At 46.0% G+C, this 22,424-nt stretch carries 20 protein-coding genes; 16 read left to right on the plus strand and 4 right to left on the minus strand.

From position 1 onward, the window contains the following. Positions 1-48 precede the first annotated feature (48 nt). Entirely contained in the window at positions 49-2,325 is a 2,277-nt protein-coding gene (locus AC50Y5_RS07815) for a helix-turn-helix domain-containing protein (protein WP_056034005.1), read from the minus strand. Between the two features lie 328 nt (positions 2,326-2,653). Here AC50Y5_RS07815 and AC50Y5_RS07820 point away from each other — a divergent pair, with 328 nt between their 5' ends. From AC50Y5_RS07820 to AC50Y5_RS07870, 11 genes are all read left to right on the plus strand, one after another. After that, on the plus strand, positions 2,654-4,675 hold the full coding sequence (locus AC50Y5_RS07820; RefSeq protein WP_494859595.1) for a beta-galactosidase: 2,022 nt from the start codon (positions 2,654-2,656) through the stop codon (positions 4,673-4,675). Between the two features lie 346 nt (positions 4,676-5,021). Further along, positions 5,022-5,945: an ABC transporter permease gene (locus AC50Y5_RS07825; RefSeq protein ID WP_200931609.1), complete on the plus strand. Its 924-nt coding sequence runs from the start codon at positions 5,022-5,024 to the stop codon at positions 5,943-5,945. A gap of 783 nt (positions 5,946-6,728) precedes the next feature. Beyond that, positions 6,729-7,622, plus strand: coding sequence for a carbohydrate ABC transporter permease (locus tag AC50Y5_RS07830; protein WP_056033995.1), 894 nt, complete (start codon positions 6,729-6,731; stop codon positions 7,620-7,622). Between the two features lie 85 nt (positions 7,623-7,707). Further along, positions 7,708-9,303 (plus strand): extracellular solute-binding protein, encoded by a 1,596-nt coding sequence (locus tag AC50Y5_RS07835; protein ID WP_056033992.1) that lies wholly within the window; start codon positions 7,708-7,710, stop codon positions 9,301-9,303. A 245-nt stretch (positions 9,304-9,548) separates the two neighbouring features. Then, a complete protein-coding gene (locus AC50Y5_RS07840) occupies positions 9,549-10,709 on the plus strand; it encodes a Gfo/Idh/MocA family protein (protein WP_494859598.1) in 1,161 nt (386 codons plus the stop codon). A 41-nt stretch (positions 10,710-10,750) separates the two neighbouring features. Further along, positions 10,751-11,821, plus strand: coding sequence for a Gfo/Idh/MocA family protein (locus AC50Y5_RS07845; protein WP_046228814.1), 1,071 nt, complete (start codon positions 10,751-10,753; stop codon positions 11,819-11,821). 63 nt (positions 11,822-11,884) lie between these two features. Beyond that, entirely contained in the window at positions 11,885-12,748 is an 864-nt protein-coding gene (locus AC50Y5_RS07850) for a sugar phosphate isomerase/epimerase family protein (protein WP_494859742.1), read from the plus strand. Position 12,749: 1 nt separating this feature from the next. After that, positions 12,750-13,568: an AraC family transcriptional regulator gene (locus AC50Y5_RS07855; RefSeq protein ID WP_494859601.1), complete on the plus strand. Its 819-nt coding sequence runs from the start codon at positions 12,750-12,752 to the stop codon at positions 13,566-13,568. 26 nt (positions 13,569-13,594) lie between these two features. After that, the gene (locus AC50Y5_RS07860; protein WP_056033983.1) at positions 13,595-14,251 is read left to right on the plus strand and encodes an SGNH/GDSL hydrolase family protein; all 657 of its coding nucleotides are present in this window, start codon (positions 13,595-13,597) and stop codon (positions 14,249-14,251) included. Between the two features lie 203 nt (positions 14,252-14,454). After that, the gene (locus tag AC50Y5_RS07865) at positions 14,455-15,177 is read left to right on the plus strand and encodes an MBL fold metallo-hydrolase (RefSeq protein ID WP_056033980.1); all 723 of its coding nucleotides are present in this window, start codon (positions 14,455-14,457) and stop codon (positions 15,175-15,177) included. Positions 15,178-15,234: 57 nt separating this feature from the next. After that, positions 15,235-15,810 carry a TetR/AcrR family transcriptional regulator gene (locus AC50Y5_RS07870; protein ID WP_056033977.1) on the plus strand — a complete coding sequence of 192 codons (576 nt, stop codon included), beginning with the start codon at positions 15,235-15,237 and terminating at the stop codon, positions 15,808-15,810. Between the two features lie 29 nt (positions 15,811-15,839). On the opposite strand, the gene AC50Y5_RS07875 is transcribed toward AC50Y5_RS07870, so the two are convergent. The 3 genes from AC50Y5_RS07875 to AC50Y5_RS07885 all read right to left on the minus strand — a co-directional run bounded on the left by AC50Y5_RS07875 (position 15,840) and on the right by AC50Y5_RS07885 (position 18,184). Next, a complete protein-coding gene (locus AC50Y5_RS07875; protein WP_056033975.1) occupies positions 15,840-17,195 on the minus strand; it encodes a hypothetical protein in 1,356 nt (451 codons plus the stop codon). Next, positions 17,192-17,875 carry an ATP-binding cassette domain-containing protein gene (locus AC50Y5_RS07880; protein ID WP_056033973.1) on the minus strand — a complete coding sequence of 228 codons (684 nt, stop codon included), beginning with the start codon at positions 17,873-17,875 and terminating at the stop codon, positions 17,192-17,194. Before AC50Y5_RS07880 ends, AC50Y5_RS07875 begins: the two co-directional genes overlap by 4 nt. A 105-nt stretch (positions 17,876-17,980) precedes the next feature. Then, positions 17,981-18,184: a hypothetical protein gene (locus tag AC50Y5_RS07885; protein ID WP_056033970.1), complete on the minus strand. Its 204-nt coding sequence runs from the start codon at positions 18,182-18,184 to the stop codon at positions 17,981-17,983. 521 nt (positions 18,185-18,705) lie between these two features. Here AC50Y5_RS07885 and AC50Y5_RS07890 point away from each other — a divergent pair. From AC50Y5_RS07890 to AC50Y5_RS07910, 5 genes are all read left to right on the plus strand, one after another. Next, on the plus strand, positions 18,706-18,924 hold the full coding sequence (locus AC50Y5_RS07890) for a response regulator transcription factor (protein WP_046228807.1): 219 nt from the start codon (positions 18,706-18,708) through the stop codon (positions 18,922-18,924). Positions 18,925-18,963: 39 nt separating this feature from the next. After that, entirely contained in the window at positions 18,964-19,650 is a 687-nt protein-coding gene (locus AC50Y5_RS07895) for an ABC transporter permease (protein ID WP_056033966.1), read from the plus strand. 5 nt (positions 19,651-19,655) lie between these two features. Continuing rightward, positions 19,656-20,576, plus strand: coding sequence for an ABC transporter ATP-binding protein (locus AC50Y5_RS07900; protein ID WP_056033963.1), 921 nt, complete (start codon positions 19,656-19,658; stop codon positions 20,574-20,576). A gap of 63 nt (positions 20,577-20,639) precedes the next feature. Beyond that, positions 20,640-20,996: a hypothetical protein gene (locus tag AC50Y5_RS07905; RefSeq protein ID WP_056033960.1), complete on the plus strand. Its 357-nt coding sequence runs from the start codon at positions 20,640-20,642 to the stop codon at positions 20,994-20,996. Positions 20,997-21,159: 163 nt separating this feature from the next. Continuing rightward, positions 21,160-22,416, plus strand: a complete 1,257-nt coding sequence (locus tag AC50Y5_RS07910) for an MFS transporter (RefSeq protein WP_056033957.1) — start codon at positions 21,160-21,162, stop codon at positions 22,414-22,416. Positions 22,417-22,424 lie beyond the last annotated feature (8 nt).

Below are 22,424 nucleotides of genomic sequence, written 5' to 3' on the forward strand. Positions count from 1 at the left end.
GGTCTAATATATAATAGAGATAAAGCTTATAGTTTTCACCTATGTCGATCAGCCATGCTGGGCGAGTCTCGTTTTGCGATAGTCGGCGGGGGTGACGCCAAAGCTTTTCTTGAACATGCGATGGAAATAAGAGCTGCTCGTATAGCCGCTTTTGTCGGCAATATCGACGACGGACCAATCCGTATTTTCCAAATAATCTTTGGCATGCTCCAGCCGCACCTGATTAATGACGTCGACGACAGCGGTCAGCGTCTGCTGCTTGTAAACCCGGCTAATATAGATGGAGGACATATCCAGCTCCTCAGCAATCCAATTCAAGCATAGATTGGAGTTCGCGAAGTCGCGCTCAATCAGCTCATTGATTTTACGAATGAGATCGCTTTGCTTGACCGTGCGTTTCTCCATAAGCCTAGCCTGAATATCATCAAATAAGGTGAAAAATAAGGCGTTCATTTCCTCCACCGTCTCGAATTTATCGAGTGAAGGGATGTTCGTATTCAGCCCGGTTTCGACCTCGAGACTGTTATTTTTATGAATCGTGTACAAAATCGTATTGACCGTCATCGTTAAATGCGAGATAGCAAGCTGCACGACGTGAATCGGATAGTCAGCCGTCTCCTCTACAATAGAGGCGAAAATCTGTTTTGCATCGATATTTTTGGAAGCCATCAGCGCATCGGTCAGTTTTTTCTCTTTATCGACGGGGAATTTATATTCCTTCGCTTTCAGCTCCATAATCTGTTGCGAATAGATCAAGCAGCCCTGCCCATAAAATAAGCGGTGCAGCGAAGCTTCCTTCACCTGTTTATAGAGGGAGGCAAGCTGCTGAGGCTGGTTCGCCTCCGGGCTGTACGTCATAGAAATGCCTATCCGCAAATATTCCAGGCTCGAATGCTGAATTTGCAGCAGCATCGTCCGCAGCAGCTCATCATCCGGCTGTTCCGTCGATTCGAGGCGCCCAAGCATGAGCACAACGCTGTCTTCATTCATATCAACCGTTTCGACGCGGTAATGCTTCAACCCAATTTCCCAGCTAATGTTCATAATGGCGAATTTATAAGCGAGCAGATCATTGCCCCGCGTTTCCCTGAGCGCTTCTAGGTCATCAATTTTAATTAATACGACGCGGTAATGGTTTGTGAAATCAAACGTAATGCCGCTTTGCTCAAGCTTGTCGAGCTGGGTTTTCGTCTGCAATTGCTGCGCGCCTTCCAGCAAGTTGCGTAAAATATTTTGTCTAATCGTATAGGAGCTGTTGCGCCGCTCTGTTTCGAGCATATTCATTTTATCCATAATATGATGGATCGGGCGATAGAGCATACGTGACAGCAGCCAGGAAATAAGCAGGCCGATGGCCAAAATCGCGGCAGCAATAGCAAGCGTCGTATTGCGAATGGCACTTACTTTTCCTGTAATTTCGCCATAAGGCGTGACACGAACATATTGCCATTCGAGCGCATCCGAGGACGTATAGGAAATGAGCGATTTCTGGCCGTCAAATCGCGCCACAATATAACCCGGCTGCTGCTGTCCGAAAATTTGCGATAAAAGCATATCATTATCTTGCTTATTCAGCGATTTGAGGGCAAGTGTATCGCGCGAAAGCATGCGCTGGCGATCATCGATAATAAACGATTTGCCGAGTGACTCGCTGGAAGCGGTTCCAATATCTTTATTAATCCACGACGATGAAATATTGACGATGACTGCCGAATTTATCGTTTGATTTTTACCGACCGCATCATAGCCTAAATAAGTATATACATGATGCACGGGTGACGGCTGTCCAGGCAATACTGGACTGTCTGCATCCTCTGGCACATAGGAGCGTGGAATCGGCGTAAACGGCTTATACGTCTGGAAATCTTCTAACGTCTGTAAAATGCCTTTATCGGAAATTTCCTCCTTGGTAAAAATCCCGCTTTGCCCCGAACGATTAGCAATGTAAAATTGATTGTTGGCTGAATTGTATACATATATCGACTCAATAAACGGCATGGAGCTCAAGTAGTTGGTCAAGTCATTCATAGCTGCCGTCACATCATAAATATTAGGCTTCGTATAAAAAAGCAGCTTGGAAATCGTAAACGTCCGATACAGCTGGAAGGTGAGCGACTGGGCGCTCTCCGTCATGTTGTTCACTTCATGGCTCGTTCGGGTCAGGCTGCTGACGTCGGATAAATAGGCTTGCTTTAGATCCAGCCTTGTATAAGCAAGATAATAGAAGAAGGACGAAATAAGCAGCGTCAATACGATACATAATGTAATGCTGAGCAGAAACCTGCTGTAGAGCTTTCCGTTATTTTTCCATGCGTTGGCTTTCATAGCTGTCCCCCTCTTTTCTTAGTAAGCGCTTACTTTTTATAAGTCTCTAATTGGTTTAGATATCGGTTGCCTGATTATGCGCATATGTCAGTTTGTTCACCTGATCCCCCATGCATCTCTGTTCATATTATAAACTTCACTTTGCCAACCGTACAATGTATTCTATGCATAAAATTGAACGACCTTGCTCTGAACGCTGTGAACAAACCGAACTGGAGTGAACTTTTTGGCAAAACCAATACGTTCAGATGACAAAGCTAATGCTTTCCTTTAGACTTTTCCTCGAATTCGCAGTGCAATATGGATAAGTCGAAGGGAAAGTGACAAAATGATTCATTCCAAGCTTCCAAAAATTTGGTATGGCGGTGACTATAACCCTGATCAATGGCCAGAGGCGATCTGGCAGGAGGATATGCGTTTATTTAAGGAGGCGGGCATTAATGTCGTCACACTTCCGGTATTTAGCTGGGCGAAGCTGCAGCCTTCCGAGGACGTTTATCAGTTTGAATGGCTGGATAAGCTGCTGGATCTCATTGCTGAAAATGGGATTTACGCCTGCCTCGCCACCTCGACGGCTGCACAGCCTGCATGGATGTCACGCAAGTATGACGATATTTTGCCGGTTGATGTAGATGGACGGAAGCGGACGCATGGCTCCCGTACTAATTTTTGTCCGAATAGCAAGACATACCGCCGTTTCTCCCGTGCTCTTGCGGCGAAGCTAGCTGAGCGCTACAAAGAGCATCCCGCGCTGCTCATTTGGCATATTAACAATGAGTATGGCACACATTGCTATTGCAATCATTGTGCGGAGGCTTTCCGTGTCTGGCTGCAGGCGAAGTTCGGCACCACCGAGCGCTTGAATGCAGAGTGGAACATGAGCTTCTGGGGCCATACGGTGTATGACTGGGAAGATATTGTACCGCCATCTAACCTCAACGGAGACAACCGCCATTTTCAGCCGATGGCACTCGATTATAAAAGGTTTATGTCCGATTCCCTTCTAGCCTGCTACAAGGGGGAGTATGAGGAGCTGAAGCGTATTACCCCGGATTTGCCGATTACGACAAATATTTGGGGGCTGTTCAACGGCCTTGATTTGCAAAAATGGGGCGATGCGATGGATGTCGTATCCTGGGACAGCTATCCGCAAATGAATGAGCCGATGGGCAATGTGGCGATGCGCCATGATTATATGCGGGGCCTCAAGCAGGGCAAGCCGTTCATGCTGATGGAGCAGACGCCAAGCCAGCAAAACTGGCAGCCCTACAACAGCCTCAAGCGCCCGGGCGTCATGCGGCTGTGGAGCTACCAGGCGGTCGCGCATGGCGCCGACACGGTGATGTTCTTCCAGCTGCGCCGCTCGATCGGCGCTTGCGAGAAATATCATGGCGCGCTCATCGAGCATGTCGGGCATGAGCATACGCGCGTATTCCGCGAATGCGCGCAGCTGGGGCGCGAGCTGGAGGAGCTGGGCGACAAGCTGCTGGATGCTACGGTACAGGCGGAAGCGGCGCTGCTGTTTGATATCGACAACTGGAATGCGGTTGAAATCACGAGCGGGCCAAGCGCGGACTTGAACTATTTGGAGCAGGCGCAGCGCTATTATAAAGCTTTTTACGACCAAAACATTCAAATGGACGTCATCAGCCCGCTCAGCGACTTCTCCAAGTACAAAATCGTCATCGCTCCCGTCATGTATATGCTGAAGCCAGGCGTAGCCGAGCGCATCGAAGCGTTCGTGCAGGCTGGCGGCACGTTTATAACGACCTTTTTCAGCGGTATCGTCAATGAAAATGATCTGGTCACGCTGGGCGGCTATCCAGGCGCATTAAGAAAGCTGCTTGGCGTATGGGTCGAAGAAATCGACAGCTTGACGCCGGATATGCGCAACACAATCGAAGTAGGAGAGCAGTTTGGGCATATAGCTGGGGGCTCTTATGAGTGTGAGCTGCTATGCGATTTGCTTCATTTGGAGGGCGCAGAGGCCATTGGCAGCTATGGGGCCGATTTTTATGCGGGGATGCCAGCGCTAACCGTCAATCGCTACGGGGAAGGCGAAGCCTATTATGTGGCGACGGTTCCTGAGCAGAAGCTGCTCAGCGGGCTCGTGCAGACGCTTTGCGAGAAGCATGGCATCGGGGCACCGCTTCTGGCGGATGCCGGAGTCGAGCTTGTGCAGCGTCATAAAGGGGAGGAAGCTTACACTTTCGTGCTGAATCATAATCCTTTTGAGTCCAAGCTTGAGTTGGGAGAAGTAGCATACACCGATTTGCTGACCAGTGAACACTTGTCTGGCACAGTATCAATTGAACCATATGGCGTCATGATCTTGCAGATATCGACATAGGCGGGGCTGGTATAGAAGAGCCGTTTTTCCTGTTCACACTGGGAAAAGCGGCTTTTTCTCTATGTTTTTAACATCTTGCAGCGTTAGTGGACAGCCTGTGAAAAGCTGAAAAATGCATAGTGGTGCAATTCGTTCACCTGTGTTTTCGCAGCATTTTTCACTAATTGCCTGATGTTGCTCTAGCTGAGCGTTTCGAGCCTGCTATACACTGAGGGCACAACGAACGACGTAAGCAGCAGCAGTCGCCTAGAATTGAGCAAGTGAGCCTGAGGGCATTGCAGCTGGCATCGTACAAATGAAAAAAGAAAAAGCAAAGCTGAAAGCTGAAAGGGGAGACATAGCCTGCATGAATACGAGAAGAGGTTTTTTTCACGAGCTGATCACCAACCGCATTTTATTTCTCATGCTGCTGCCGACGATTTTATTTTTCATCATCAATTCCTATTTACCGATGGTCGGCATCTATTACGCTTTCACGAGGTTCGATTATAATACGAGCTTATTCAATAGTGAATTCGTTGGGCTGGAAAACTTCAAGTTTTTATGGCAATCCGGCATTTTGACTAAACTGACCTTAAATACGATTGGCTATAATATAGCCTTCATCGGGCTTGGCAATGTGCTCGCCATCGCGCTGGCTATTCTGCTAAGCGAGCTTAAATCGAAATGGTTCAAGAAGCTGACGCAATCCGTTATGTTTTTGCCTTATTTCGTATCGTTCGTTATCCTGAGCGTTATTGTGTACAATTTGTTCAACTATGAAAGCGGATTCTTGAACACGCTGCTCAAGCAGCTCAGCATTGAGCCGGTTGATGTGTACAACACGCCTTGGGTATGGGTACCGCTCATTATTTTGTTCTATCTATGGAAAAACCTCGGTTACAGCATGGTTATCTATCTGGCTGCTATTACAGGCATCAGCGATGAATATTACGAAGCGGCCAAAATTGACGGCGCCAACATTTTCCAACGGATTTGGTACATTACGGTTCCGATGCTGAAAACGACATTCGTCGTCCTGCTGCTGTTCGCTCTCGGCAGCATAATGAAAGGACAGTTCGACTTGTTCTATCAATTAATCGGCAACAACGGCGTGCTGTATGATGCGACGGACATTCTGGATACGTATGTGTACCGCTCGCTGAAAGTAACGTTTGATATTGGGATGTCGACTGCTGCGGGTCTTTACCAATCGTTGTTCGGCTTTATCCTGATTATGACGGTCAACTATATTATTCGAAAAATCAACGACGAATACGCGCTGTTTTAGGAGCGCGATGAAAAAGAGGCTGTGTTGCATGAAAAGCTTGGCTTCCGATCGCCATTACCCTTGAATTTCTATGAAATACCCCCATAGGGGGAAATTCAAGGGTAAAAGCGAACGCTAACGCTTCTCCAGCTCAACCTTTCCATTTCACTACGCCTTTTTCATCTCCCTCCTAAAAGGGAGGAAAAAGGAAGCTTAGCCGCTTTTGCGCTTGCGCTGTACCTTTAAGTTCAAAACCAAGAACCAAAACCAAGAACCAAAACCAAGAACCAAAACCAAGAACCAAATCATTAGCGCATTCGCACTTGCGCCGTACCTTTAAGAGCCAAGAGCCAAGAGTCAAAAGCCAAAAGCAAGACCAGTAACAAATCCTTTGCTGCATTCGCGTTTGCATTATACCTTCGTGAGCTGGAGCTAGAGCAAGGCATTGCGCTTGCTTTAGTGCACAGACTTGTGCTTAAGCATGGGAGCGAAGGAGTCTTAACCACAGAGATGTAGACATTTATAAGCGTCAAATCAATTGTTTTCTGCTGTATGAATTCGAACTTTGTGGTTCGTGTTTTAGAAGGAGGGTGTTGGTGAAGGGGGCCTGAGCGGAGTAAAAGGTTTGAGCTGGAGAAGCGAACGCGTTCGCTTTTGTCCGTGGAAATTTACCGCTGGCGGTATAGTTAAGAATTTCCACGGGCAATGGCGATCGGAGGCCAAACCTTTTGCGCAGCGACGAACCTACCTCACCAAGCGCACTTATTCTAATCACCGACACAAAGAGAACATGGAGGTTACTTTATGAAAATCAAAGACGACAGCTATATGCTGCTGTTCCGCATTATTGCTTTCGTAGTTATTTTGCTCACGTCCGTCGCTTGCCTGTTTCCGTTTCTGCTCATTGTGTCAGCATCGTTCACCCAGAACGAATCGATTCTCCGCGACGGGTATCATTTGATCCCGCAGGTGTTTTCACTCGAAGGCTACACAACGGTGCTGCGATTCCCGCAGCAGGTCATCAATGCCTATACCGTAACGATCATAACGACAGTTGTCGGCACATTTCTCGGTCTGTTTTTCATTACGATGGCCGGTTACGTCCTGCAGCGCAGAGATTTTAAATATCGGAATTTTTTCTCCTTCTTTATTTATTTCACGACGCTGTTCGGGGGCGGACTTGTGCCGTGGTACATTATGCTGACGAAATATTTGCAGCTCACCGATACGTATGCGGTGCTCATTCTTCCAGGACTTATGACGCCGTTCCTCATTATATTGATGAAAAACTTCATCCGCTCCGCCGTTCCCGATGAGGTAACGGAATCGGCTAAAATCGATGGCGCGAATGATTTTACAATCTACGCTCGCATCGTGCTGCAATTGTCGATGCCGGGCATCGCAACCGTCGGATTGTTTCTGGCGCTGGCTTACTGGAATGACTGGTTTACATCCTCGCTGTTCATCAATGACACGACGATGTACCAGCTTCAATATTATCTCTACAACATTATCAATGCGATGAGCTTCCTGTCCCAGATGGGAGCAGGTACAGGCGTTTCACTTGGCGGGGATATGCCGATGGAGTCGACCAAGATGGCGATGGCGATTATTGTAACCGGCCCGATTTTGTTCCTTTACCCTTTCGTTCAGCGTTATTTTGTAAAAGGCTTGACGATTGGGGCTGTCAAAGGTTAGAACTGTACCAGAGTGCATAGCGGCAAGCTTGCTACTAGGGTCCAGCTAACATATATAGGTTCAACTCATAAAAGGGAGGATTCACATGATGAAGAAAAAGAGCAAAGGTTTAGTCATGCTTCTCACCGTAATGCTGCTTATGAGCATGATCGCAGCTTGCAGCGGCAATGGTGGCGGAAATACGGCAGCATCCAGCAGTCCAGCAGATAGCGGAGCAGCTACCGCATCGCCGGACAATGCGCAAGCAGGCGAGAAAACGGGTATCGATACTTCCAAAAAAGTAGAATTGCAATTTTATATGCTAGGCGATGCGCCGAAGGATCTCGCTACCATTCAAGACAAAATCAATGAAATGGCGCTTCAGGATTTGAATGCAACCGTCAAATTCAACTACACGTCATGGACCGATTGGGAGCAAAAATATAAATTGCTGCTTGGCTCCGGCCAACAGGTCGACCTGATCTTTACAGCAGAATGGACGCAATACCAGTCCTATGCGAAAAAAGGCGCATTCCAGCCGCTCGACAAGCTGCTACCTGTAGCTGCGCCGAAGCTGAATGAGTTCGTGCCGAAAGATATGTGGGAAGCGGTTAAAATCGACAACCAAATCTTTACCGTTCCAGCAACGTACAAAGAGTATGTAACGAATGGCTTCGTATGGCGTGAAGATCTTCGTAAAAAATACAACCTGCCTGAGCCAAAGGATTTGAAAACGTATGAAGAGTATTTGGCGGGCATTAAAGCCAATGAGCCGAGCATGCGTCCAATCGCACTTGGTGCAGACGTTCGCGGCAGCCTTGTGAACCAAATTCGCGATATCGAGCACAAAGCAATCGGCGCGCTGCCTTACGGTCTTGGCGTGAACTACTTCGAGCCAGGCAACATCTACACATACTGGGGCTCGGATGAGCAAAAAGCGGATTTGGAGCTGATCAAGCGCTGGCAGCAAAACGGCTACATCCCGAAAAACGTACTGAACATCAACGACGTTATTCAGGAGCAGCTGACAAGCGGCAAAGCAGCAACGATTTTCGGAGACAACCCAACTCGTTTCAATGATTCGGTTATTAAAGTACAAGCGGCTCACCCGGATTGGGAGCTGAAATACTACCCATTCCCGCTTACAACAGGCATTGCAACACCAGTACATGCGATTCACAACGGCTTTGCGATTCCAACAAGCAGCAAAAACGCAGAGCGCGCACTGGCATTCTATGAGAAAATGGTAACGGACAAACGTTACAATCAGTTGACAGAGTACGGTGTTGAAGGCAAAAACTATGAAGTTAAAGATGGCTACTACCAAATGATCGGCGATGCAAGCTCCAACGGCTTTGCTCGTGAAGGCATGAATGGCTGGGCATGGAGAAATCCAGAGTTCATGCTGTTTGACAAAAACTATGACGGCGTAAAAGCGATCTTCGACGAGCTGGACAAAATCCAAGTTCCAGACAAATTCAACGGCTTTGCCGAAGACTACAGCTCTTACCAAGCCGAGAGAGCAGCGCTTGAGCAAGTGGAGAAGCAGTACCTGTTCCCGCTGCAAGCTGGTCTCGTGGACAATATCGAAGAAGGCTTGAAAACGTTCATGGACAAAGCGAAGCAAGCTGGACTTGAGAAAATTCAAGCCGAGTACATGAAACAATGGCAAGCTTATGTAACTGAGAAAAATATTAAATAAGCGACAAAGCCGTACCAGAGGCAGCTCGAGGTAAAGGCGGAAAAGCGGTGGTGTGTCCCTGAGGGACATAACCGCCGCTTTTCTTATGCAATAAGAAAGCGATTAGGTGCGGATGCTTGAGTACAATGACAGTCAAATGATAAGCGGATATTCGGCCTTTTGAATCAAACGCTTACATAATGATCTATGCTACAATATAGCTATAGTGATCCTTCTTATAACAGGTTTAGAGAGGATGTTAATCATTGGATAAAGTCAGAATCGGCATATTAGGCCTTGGGAATATGGGAACGGGACATGCCCGTTATTTGATTGAAGGAAGAGTAGAGGGCGCCGTGCTTGCTGCGGTGTCGGATGTGCGTTCCGAACGTTTGGAGCTGGCAGCGCAGGAATGGGGGACAGAACTAAAGCTGTATTCGACGGCTGAGGAACTATTCTACTCAGGCGAGGTGGACGGAGTGCTCATCTGCACCCCGCATTATGATCATCCGCAGCAGGCTGCCGCAGCGCTGAAGGCCGGGCTGCATGTATTGATTGAGAAGCCAGCTGGCGTTTATACGAAGCAGGTTCGCGAGATGAATGAAGCGGCGGCTCAAAGCAATAAAGTGTTCGGCATTATGTATAATCAACGCACGAATCCGCTGTACGCGAAGCTTCGCGATTTAATTACATCCGGGGAGCTCGGGGAAGTTCGCCGTACGAACTGGATTATTACGAACTGGTACCGCTCACAGAGCTATTACGATTCGGGCGGCTGGCGTGCAACGTGGGCTGGCGAAGGCGGCGGCGTACTGCTGAACCAGGACCCGCATCAGCTTGACCTGTGGCAGTGGACGACAGGAATGATGCCGAAGCGCGTGCGCGCTTTTTGCTCCTTTGGAAAACACCGTGATATTGAAGTGGAAAACGATGTGACGGCTTACGTGGAATATGAAAACGGAGCAACGGGTGTGTTTGTCACCTCGACCTTTGAGTCGCCGGGAACGAACCGTTTTGAAATTTCGGGTGAACGCGGCAAAATCGTCATTGAAAATGACAAAATGACGTTTTGGCGGCTGCGCGTATCTGAAACCGAATTTAATGCGAGCTTTAAAGGCGGCTTCGGCCAGCCGGAATGCTGGAAATTCGAAATTCCGGTCAGCGATGGCGGCAATCACATGGGCATTACTCAGGATTGGGTAAATGCGATTCTTCATGGCACGCCATTGCTTGCTCCAGGCGAAGAGGGGATTAGGGGACTGGAGCTGTCCAATGCGATGCTGCTCTCTACTTGGACGGATGGATGGGTCGATCTTCCGATTAACGAGGATTTATTTTATGAGAAGCTGCAAGAGAGAATACGCAGCTCGGAGAAGCACAAGGATGCGAACAGTTATGAGACGCTGGATGTGAGAGGTACCCACTAATCAATAACCACTGATGAGCAAGCGAGAGGGAGGCAACATTTATGTCAACAGCAAATGGAATGAATTATGCCCCGAAAGGCAAGCCCAAACCAGTTGTCAAAGAAGGAGAGTTTGTATTCGCTGCTTTGTCGCTGGATCATGGGCATATTTATGGCATGTGCAACGGTCTTCGGGAAGCGGGCGGCACGCTCAAGTGGGTTTATGATCCAGACCCGAAGAAGGTAGAAGCATTTGTGCGCACTTATCCTGAGGTTCGCCCAGCGGAATCGAAGCAGCAAATTTTGCAGGATGCGGAAGTGGTGCTCGTTGCAGCAGCAGCGATAACGAATTTGCGCGGCCCGCTTGGCGTCGAGGTCATGAAGCATGGCAAGCATTATTTTACGGACAAAGCGCCGTTTACGACGCTTGAGCAGCTGGCTGAGGCGCGTAAAGTAACGGCAGCTACAGGCAAAATTTATGCGGTCTATTACAGCGAGCGCCTTCATGTAGAATGCGCGGAATACGCAGGGCAGCTCGTGAAGGACGGGGCTATCGGCCGCGTGCTGAATGTAATGGGATTGGGGCCGCATCGTTTGAATGCAGCGGCTAGGCCAGACTGGTTTTTCAATAAGGAGCAGTACGGCGGCATTATTTGTGATATTGGCAGCCATCAAATTGAACAGTTTCTTTATTTCGCCGGCTGCAAAGATGCTACGGTGCAATCCAGCAAAATAGCCAATTACAATAACAAGCAATACCCGGAGCTTGAGGACTTTGGCGACGCTACGCTTATCGGCGACAACGGGGCTACGCATTATTTTCGCGTGGACTGGTTTACGCCGGATGGCTTGTCTACTTGGGGCGATGGCCGGACGATTATTCTCGGGACAAAAGGTTATATCGAGCTGCGCAAATATGTCGATTTGACGAGAGGCGGCAGCGACCATCTGTTCCTCGTGAATGGAGACGGCGAGCAAAAAATAGATGTGAAAGACAAGGTTGGTTTCCCTTATTTTGGAGCTCTCATTCTTGATTGCTTGAATGGCACGGAGCTTGCGATGCCGCAGGCGCATACGTTTAAAGCGGCAGAGCTGTGCTTGCAGGCGCAATTGCAGGCTGTACGGGTCGAGTAGGGAAAGAGCAGAGGAAGCGAAACATATAATACGGATAGAGGAAGGGAGAAGCGTGAATCGATGATGAAGTTGTCTGTATTTACGGTAGCAACACCGGAGCTGGGGCCTGAGGAACTGGCAGCCGCCGCGCAAGAGGCAGGAATTCATGCTGTAGAATGGCGTTACAAGGAAGCACCGGATGCAGCTGTGGCGAGCCAGGAGCCTTCTTTCTGGGGCAACAACCGCTGTACGATTTTTCCCTCAGGCGGAGATGAAATGCTGGATCGCTTTGGCAAGGCTGCGGCTGATCATGGACTGACATCGCTCAGCCTGACGCCATATCTCACCGCTGGCGATTTGGAGGCAACCGAGCAGGTGCTGAAAGCGGCGAAGCGGGTAGGGGCTTCCTTTATCCGGGTTGGTGTTCCAAATTATGATCGCAGCCGGCCGTTCGGCGAGCTGTTCACGCTGGCAAGAACGTATTTGCAGCAAGTGCAGGAGCTGTGCCGAAAGTATGGCGTTAAAGGCTTAGTCGAGACCCATCATCAGACGATTGCGGCAAGCGCTTCCGCAGCTTATCGGCTCTGCGAAGGGCTGGACCCGGATTGTATTGGCGTGCTGTACGATCCCGGCAATATGGTTTACGAAGGCTTCGAAAACTACCGGATGGGACTTGAGCTGCTAGGTCCGTATTTGGCCCATGTGCATGTGAAAAATGCAAGCTGGCAAGCTGGCGCGGAAGAAGCGGACGGCAGCATAAGCTGGAAGGCAGACTGGTCGGGACTCGCTAAAGGGGTAGTGCCGTGGAAGCAAATCATCGAGGATTTGCAGGCTGTCGGCTACGACGGCTATCTCGGCATTGAAGATTTCAGCAAAGAATTTGCGGAGTCTCCAGACATGCTGCGATATTTTGTCCGCTATATTAACGGATTGCAGTCGCAAGGTTAAAATGCTCGATTTCGGCTACCGAATTCAGACGCCGCTTGAAGCGATTTTTCATTCACATACGAATTACGAGGTTTATTATTTTCATGAAGGAAAATGCAACTATTTGATTGGCGATCAAATTTACCATATGCAGCCGGGTGATATGATGATTTTGTTCGGCATGACGCTGCATTGTGCCAAAATCGATCCTTCCGTTCCTTATGTCCGGACGATTGTCCATTTTGAGCCTTCGCTGCTGCGCCCGCTGCTGGAGCTGCCGCAGGCGCTCAATGTTATGGAGCCGTTTGAGGAGCTGCGCAATCACCGCCTGCGGCTCAGAGGCGAGCATAAGGAAGAAGCGGAGCGACTTTTGGCTCAAATGCATGTGCATCAGCAGCGGGACGATGCCATCGGCAGCAACCGTCTGCTGCTTGCCTTTGTTGATTTATTGTATTTTATTTTTGGCTTGTGCGAGCAGCCGCTAAGGGACCGGCAAGAATTTTCCTCGGATAAGGAGCAGACGGTGCAGCGCATCATTTCCTTGCTGGAGCACAGCTATACGGACGATTTGCATATGGAGCAGCTGGAAGAACGGCTGCATTTAAGCAAGTCGTACATTGCCAGGCTGTTTAAGGATGTGACGGGTGTAACGGTGTTTCACTATGTGTATAGAAGGCGAATCAATGAGGCGAAAATCATGTTTTTGATGGAGCCGTCCGTCACGGTTACAGAAGCATGCTATCGTCTGGGCTTCAAGCATCTGGCCCATTTCAGCAGAATGTTCAAGCAGTTTGTCGGTGTATCGCCAGAGCAGTTCAAGCGGCGCGAGACGCAAGGCTAATCGTATAAATAGGGGGAATGATTCGGGTGAAGCTGGAACGTGGGCAGAAGCTGTTGTTTATTGGAGACTCGATTACGGATTGCGATCGGAACAAGCAGAATGGCGAGGGGCTGTTCGGCGCGCTTGGCAGAGGTTACGTAGCGCAGGTGGATGCGCTGCTGCAGGCGGTTTATCCGGAGCTCGGTATTCGCGTAGTGAACATGGGAACGGGCGGGCATACGGTCCGTGATTTAAAAGCGAGATGGCAGGAAGATGTGACGGATAAAAAACCGGATGTGCTTTCGATCATGATCGGCATCAATGACGTATGGCGCCAATATGATACGCCGTTCATTACGGAGTGGCATGTCTATATCGAGGAGTACGAGCAAACGCTGCGCGAGCTGGTCGCACTGGCGAAGCCGGTGGCCGGAAGCGGCATCGTGCTGATGACGCCTTTCTTTCTGGAAAGCAATGAGCAGGATGCGATGCGCCGCACGATGGACGAATATGGTGCAGTTGTACGCCGAATTGCAGATGAGACGGGCTGTCTGTTCATTGATACACAGGCGGCATTTAATAAAGTGCTGGCCCATCTCTATTCCGCTACTTTGGCGTGGGATCGCGTGCATCCGACGGCGGCAGGCCATATGGTGCTGGCGAGAGCTTTTTTACAGGCAATGGATTTCGATTGGACGAAATAAAAGTGGGTGAAAAGCTTATCCGTCGAGGATAGGCTTTTTTTTGATTTTAATGCCGCATAAGCCGTCCATATGTGTGCATGATGAACGTAGATGATGAATGTAGACGAATAAACGTATTGCAAAAACTAATATCATTAGTTATTATAAAACTAATGATATTAGTTTTTGCGCAGCAAGCGCAAAATACCGAGGAGCGATGCATTGTGAGAATGACCAAACATCAGCATATTTATCAGTTGACCTATTTGCCCCATGTATTTCCTGTTAATTGCTATTTGGTCGAAGAAGAGGACGGCTTGACGCTGATCGATGCAGCACTGCCGAATAATGCCGAAGCGATTATGCAGGCAGCACGCAAGCTGGGCAAGCCGATTGTACGAATCGTGCTGACGCATGCGCATGATGATCATATCGGAGCGCTGGATGCGCTCAAAGCACAGCTGCCGGATGCAGTCGTAGCAATCTCGGCGAGGGATGCGCGATTGCTGCGAGGAGACCGCTCCTTGGAACCGGGAGAGCCGGCTACCCCAATCAGAGGCGGTGTGCCGAAAAAAGTAGCAACGAAGCCGGATCTGCTGCTTCAAGATGGCGACCGTATCGGATCGCTGCTGGCGGTTGCAGCACCGGGACATACGCCCGGTTCCATGGCCTTTCTCAATACGAGAGGCGGCGAGCTGATTGTCGGGGATGCTTTTCAACTGCGTGGAGGCGTTGCGGTAAGCGGACAAGTTCGGCCGTTGTTTCCATTTCCGGCATGGGCAACCTGGAATAAGCAGCAGTCGCTGATTAGTGCGAGGCGCCTGCTTGCACTGAAGCCGTCCTTGCTGGCAGTCGGACACGGCAACCTGCTTGTTGACCCGGTGGCCGCAATGGAGCAGGCCATCATAACGGCTGAACGCAAGCTCGCTGCTGCTGCGGCACATTAAAGGAAAAGCACGCTGATATAATCTGTATGGATTTCACAACAGCAAGGAGAAGATGACATGTCGCCAAGAATAGGCTTGGATGTACCGACGATAGTTCGGACAGCCGCAGAAATTGCCAATACGCAAGGGCTGGAAGCAGTGACGATGGCTTCGCTTTCGCAGAAGCTGGGTATTCGCTCTCCCTCTTTATACAACCATATAGACGGTTTGAGTGGGGTGAAGCTGGCGCTTGCGATTTATGGCTTGCGCGAAATGAACGAGCAGATGAGTAAAGCGGTAGAAGGACTGACAGGGGAAGACGCCGTTTATGCGGCGGGCAAAGCCTATGTTGCTTTTGCCCGCTCGAATCCGGGTGTTTACGAGGCAACAATTCCGTCCCAATCACAGGATAATGATGAATTTAAAGCGGTTAGCGAGCAGCTGATGGGGCTCATTATTAATTTGCTGGATAGCTACAAATTAAAGCAGGAGATAGCGATTCATATCGTCCGCGGCTTGCGCAGCCTGCTGCATGGATTTAGCTCCATCGAGCAGAAAGGCGGCTTCGGCTTGCCCTACCAGTTGGACGAATCGATGCAGCTTGTGCTGCAAACGTATTTGTCGGGTATTCAACAAATGTGTATAGAAGAGTAACATCTTTAATCTAATCGCAGCATGTCTATTTAATTTCGCTTCCGAATAAATATTTTCTTCCTTATACAATATAAGGATAAACATGCGAAAAATACAGTCAAGTGTACATGCCATTTTGAAGCAGGGACATTATCCATAACTATTTTTAAGGGAATAGAAAGGATGAAAAATTGAAAGTAATAAAATAATTTATTTATGTTAGATAATTTTTTTTGCGGGATGGATATACTTCTGCTGATGAAGTAAAAACTGAAAAAAGATAAGAAAATAACACCTGTCATTTGAATGGCACTATTTCCTGTAGCAAATTCGATAAGCATTAAAAATATTAAAAATAAAACTAAAATATAAGCATCGATTAAATCAATAATAAGATTTATTTTCCTGTTTGTGATGGGGAACTCATCTAAATAAGAATTTTTAAATATAGGATATTCTAATTGTAGCGTTAGAAAAGTAACAAGACATATCATGTAAGGAATATCTACAAATGCAGCCTTGGGCATATTAAAAAAAGGAGCTAGAACTACATCATTAAAACATGATAAAAGAGTTACAACAGTAAAAATACGAATAATTCTACCCATATAGTCAGAATTTCTAAGCAAGCGGGTTATGTGAGTAGTTAACATTGCTTTTGTATGTTTATTTAAATAGAGAATACGGGTAGAGAGTTTCATAAGTTTACTGGTGAAATAGAAATAAAGCATTGCGTTTCTGCTGAATTGATTCATTTGTTGAGCAGCGAGTAGCGGACCTGTGAGTAAGCCTAAAATGGTTAAAATTATAATAATATAAGCAGCAACTGAAGGTGAATATTGAAAAATAGATAGACTAAGCATTTGCTTTTTGTTTAGTACATACAGTAGTGCGGAACATGAAAAAAACAACATTGAAAACCAAATGCTCAAACCAGGTAAACTTTTTAAAAATCCAAATAAAAACTCGAAATAAAGTCGTAAAAATCGTATTGCTTCCAACAATATAACGAATATAATTACAGTTTTTAAACTGGTATCATTCCAAAGTAAAATTAAAGCTGCAATAAGATACTCTAATAAAATAAAAAACTTTAAGGAACTAACTAAATAAACCTTATAAAAATAAGCAGTAGGCTTAATTGGCATAGAACCAACAAATTTGCTTAGCGTAGGGATACTTTTCAAAACGGCAGCAGTGAAAAATAAAAGAATTAAATTTAGAGCCAAATAGATACCGATGTAATATTCCATAGTTATTGCTGTGCCAAAATTTTTGATGCCTAAAAGGATAAGACTCATTAAAAAGCCGAGGCTGCAAAAATCAATGATGGCTTGTTTAGTCACATTTGAAATACGATCGTCATAAGCAATCGATAAAAGTTTTCTAAAAGCAGACAGATTCATGTAATATCCTCTTTCACAACATGAATACCATTATTGAAAAGTTCGAAAATAAGATCGGCAACCTCTTCACCATAATCACGAATATGTGTAGTGAGAAGTGTTCCCATACCTTGTAATTTTCTATGCTGATAAGCTTGTTGAATAAAAAGCACTGCATCAGTATCTAAGCCCTCATAAATCTCATCACAGATGAGAAGCTTTGGACAAATAAGCATTGCTGCTATGAACTGGATTTTCTTTTTAGTTCCAAAGGAAAGTTTTGAGAAAAGGGTATTCAGTTCGGTTAAGACATTTAAATCTTCTGCAAGATGGCTCACTTGTTCTATTCGTTCAAAAGGGATCATATAAATTTCTTTAAGAAACTGAAAAAATTCGTTTGGAGTCAACAGCTCGATAAATTGCTGATGGTCTGATGAGATGAAAAAAGTATTTGTTCTTAGACTTATACGGTCAGATAAAGGATTGCCGGCAATTTCTATAATTCCAGCGTCAATTCGCTCATAATGAAGCAAGCATTTTAGGAACACACTTTTTCCAACACCATTTGCTCCTTTTAGTACATAAATGGAGGGCGCTGGCATAGCAAAATTGATTTTGTTTAATACAAGTTTTTTTCCAAAGCTTTTAGATACATTTCTTACATCAATAAGAGGAGGAGGGGATGTTGTATTCATTGACATATTTTATACCAATCCTTATAATGATTTATTAAAGGTAAGCCAGAGGGAGTTTTCTGGGTTTTATCTCATCACTTTTTTGCTCAGCGTTCGTGGCGCTGGGCTTTTTTAGTTATCTCCGAAAACAGCTTTTAATGCTTCATATATGATTTCAACGTATACAGATCTTTCCACCAGCCATTGGGTGGCTTTCCACACGCCAGCATCCCATGCTGCTTTAAAGCTGCTCCATGCTGACCCAATAGCCACTTTGATTACATCCCAAGCTTTTGAACCATATTTAATAATATAAGCAATAATCTTTGCGATCAATTAAATCATCTCCTCTAATTTTCCCCTCTGACTTCACCTGAATACAATATTATACTTATTTTACAAATTAGTAAATTTCGCATATGCGCAATTATTTGGTTAAAAATTTAAAAAATATACATTTATTAGACTGTAATTTATATTTTTAATATGGGTAATATAGTAAGTTTTTGACTTGTGGGATTTATCGCCAGACCCAAAAAAGTTAAGTTTCCGTAGAAATTAACGCCAGATTTTTTATAGAAAGTGAAAATTTTGTGAAATGTAATAAATACTCAAAGATTGAAATTGAAATAAAAATATGGTATTAATTAGTTATGTATTGATTGTCTGAATTATGAAAGGAGTGGAAAAATGAGAAGAATTTTTGAAGTGCTAAGTTTTGTTGGGATACTAGGCTATCTTTTATGCCGAATCTTTTTTTATGAAGAGACGGAGACGATGAGATACCTATTTGGAGGCGCGGCATTATTAGGTTTCATAGGCAGAGTATTTTTGAGAGAAAGGAAAACTAGCTAAACATGGAATTGAACGCAACGGAAAAGAAGATATTGTTGCTCATTTGCAAGGAAAAGCCTAATAAAGAGATCGCCTCAATTTTGTATATCTCAAAGCGAATGGTCGATTATCATGTTACGTCCATACTTGGAAAGTTTAACGTAGCCACACGGGTAGGAGCTGCTGTATTTGCTTTGCAAAATCAAATTATCACTTCCGAGGAAATGAATGAAAACGTTTAAAATAGATTTGATGAAGTAAATATAATATAGGAGGACATTATGTTTGGTATTGTTTTGAAAGAGTATCTGGGGCTAATAAAAGGTGTGAAATCTTTTCTTGTCATTCTATTTGTAACATCCGTATCTATTTGGGCCGCTCAGTATGCTTCAAGCAGTACATTTTTGACAGAGGCATCCGGAGATTCTCAAGGAACGGAGCTTGCGGGGTTATCTTTTATTTTTATTTTGTTCGGGGCATTGTTTATCTATATATTATCCCATGATATTGTAAACCGGGATATTGAATTGCAAAGAATAAGACTTCTCATTACAAAAACATCTCGGAAAAACGTAATAGTTGGCAAGTTTATATCCGTATTTTCTTTTTGGGCAAGCGTTACTCTAATCACCTTTGTTTGTATTTCTATCAGTACTCAAACTTTTTATATTGCTCCATTAATTTTATTGTGGGTTTTCATAGCATTTCATTCTGGAGTAGCGATAATGATGTCCACTATTATTACGAAACATAGCTATACGGTACTTATCAGTTTAATTGCCGGGCTTGTAATTCCAGGTATAGGGATATGGAGTTTATTTAACAAATCAGTTATAGCCAAAGTTTTAAATTATGCGCTGCCTTATTATATTGCAATGGATGATTATCGTTTTATTGCTTTAACAGTTGTTGAGATTGCTATTATGTTAATAATCTCAATTATCGTTTTTGAAAGAAAGGAACTCTAGTTCAGATGACTATACTAAAAGTGGACGGATTAACCAAGGAATATAGAAATCATAAGGTAGTGGATGAAATTAGCTTTTCACTAAATAAGGGTGAGATTTTTGCCTTTCTAGGCAGGAATGGGGCCGGGAAGAGCACTACGATAAATATGTTGACAGGAATTTTAAAACCTACTCGTGGAAGTATAGAAATCTTTGACCAACCTTACGAATATTTAAATCGAATTAAATCGCGTATGGGTGTTCTGCCTGATAACAGCAATTATTATAATGACATGACTGCCCTGCAGCATATGTTTTTTTTCGCTCGCATTAAAGGCTTTGGGGCAAATAAGAAAGCGATGCTCGAATTGTTAGAGGAAGTTGGCTTAGGAGAGCATGCGAATAAGAAAGTAGGTAAATTCTCGTTAGGAATGAAGAAGAAATTAGGTATCGCTCAAGCCTTAATTGGCTCTCCTGAATTGCTCTTTCTTGACGAACCGACCTCAACGCTTGATATTGAGTCATCTATTATAATTCGAGATTTAATTATAAAATGGGCCTCACAAGGAACCACTGTGTTTATGACCTCGCATAACCTTGATGAGGTGGAAAGAGTGTGCAGTCGCATCGCTATACTTCATAAAGGGAAAATTGAGAAAATAGGGAGTATGAAGGAGCTGCAGCAGTCTCATGATGAGCATGTTCGACTAAAAATTAAATATCAATCGAATACCGAGAATGAATTTCAACTATGGATGAATGAAATGAGCCAATTCGCAGAAATTGCAGCATGGAACAATGAATGGGTGGAATTAAACATAGCAAACGAAGGCGTAATTCCTCATATAGTCAATGGAGCGGTTCGCTATCATTTAGACCTATTTCGAATAGAGGTTGAACATACTTCATTGGAAACCATTTTTGTTAACCACGAGAATAAAGGTTGAAAAATAATGCTCTTTTGGCATAAAACAGTTTTCCCGGTTGTAATTATGAGGGAGGAACCTATTTTGCCAGAAGGGAGAGGGCTGCCCATTACGAAGCAACAGCTGCCGCGAAGCTCGCTATTGTCTATTGGAGGGATGCTGCTTCCCCTTGTCATTCACGGCATTCATTTGCTGCTTCCACTGCTGTTGACAGGGAGTATAGCAGTGGAAAGCAGCATGCATAGGCATCACGGCGAAGCGGCCGGCTCGGGAACAGATTGGGTGGGCTTGCTGCTAAACGGCATTACGGCTATCTCGGTCATCGTTACCATCATTTATTTATACCGAATTTGGACCAGCAAAACCTGCAGCAGAACGAACGCATGGCTGTACACGGGCATTTCCGTTGTCTGCTTTGTGCTCATCGCCGCAACATTATAAGGTAATAGGGAAGGCTCAAAGCCAAGCAGCGGCCGGAGCTTTCTCTTTTTTTTTGCAAAAATCTTCTGTTGCGCTTCTGGTTGAATTTTGCTCTAATGAAAGTAACGTAAATGAATGAGTACTCTTCGGGAAAAGGAAGAGATTCGAAAGGAAGCAGCAGAAGATGGAAACAAAAGCCCGATTGCAAAAATTTGGCATGCAAATGACTCCTCGCGTCTGGTATAACGCCAAAATTGATGTGGGCGCTTCATTATTGTTCAGCTTGTTTAATGTGGTGCTTAATCAGTTTTACATGCCGTTTGCAATACAGCAGGGGGCGACGAACTTTCAGGTAGGGCTATTGTCGGCAGCCCCGGCAATTGGCCTTATTTTCTCGCCGCTGTGGGCGAACTGGATCGAGAAAAGCAACAATCCAAAACCATTTGTGGTCATTCCAAACTTAATTGGCAGGCTGCTTCTGCTGCTTCCGGCGTTGTTTGCTCATCCTTCGGTGTTTGTGGCAACGGCGCTCGTTTTTCAAATTTTGATGGGTATTCAAGCTCCGGCTTATGCGGCACTCGTGTCCCGCATGTATCCGCCCGATGTAAGAGGCAGGCTGATGGGGTATGTGCGAGTGGCCATGGGAGCCATTATGATCCCGCTCGCCTATTTGGTCGGAAAATGGGCCGATACGTCCGGTACGGCCTGGCCGCTCGTCTGTGCAGCAGCAGCAGGCACATTGTCTATATTGCTGTTCCAGACGCTGCGTCTGCCGAAAATTCCGCTGAAAAAGCTGGTGGCTCCCGGCGCTTCGGTCACCCGCTTCTCGCTGCGCGATCAGTGGAAGCTCGTGTCGGGCAACAAGAAGCTGGCTGTGCTGCTGGCCGCAACGTCGCTTGCTGGCTTCGGCAATATGCTGTCAATTCCGCTATACCAGATTATTCAGGTACAGGTGCTTGAACTAAGCAATGTGCAAATTGGTTATGCGCGCGTCGCTTATTTTATCGGACTGCTGGTCACTTATTTTATAGCGGGCTGGATGATTGATCGTTTTGATATCCGCTATACGATATTGGGCGGGATTGCAGCATATGCTATCGTTCCGATGCTTTATGGGCTGATAGGCACCTACCCGGCGGTCATACTCGGCAATGGGATTCAGGGGATTGGCGAAGCGATTTGGGATATTGGCATCCTTTCTTATATTTTCAGGCTTGCTCCTGGGCGTGAGGCGGTCGTGTTCGGTATCCATCTGATGCTGTTTGGCGTGAGGGGCACGCTTGGGCCATTGCTGAGCGCGGGCTTTTCGGACAGTGTGCCGCTGAGTACGCTGCTTATCGGGGCTGCTATTTTTGGCTGGGTCGGCACGCTGCTGTTTGTAATCGGCAACCGCAAGCGGGCGGGGACGCGGCTTTCAAACGGCACTACGCTAGGAGAGTAAAGGGGCAG

It is taken from the genome of Paenibacillus sp. JT22N7 (assembly GCF_059383875.1).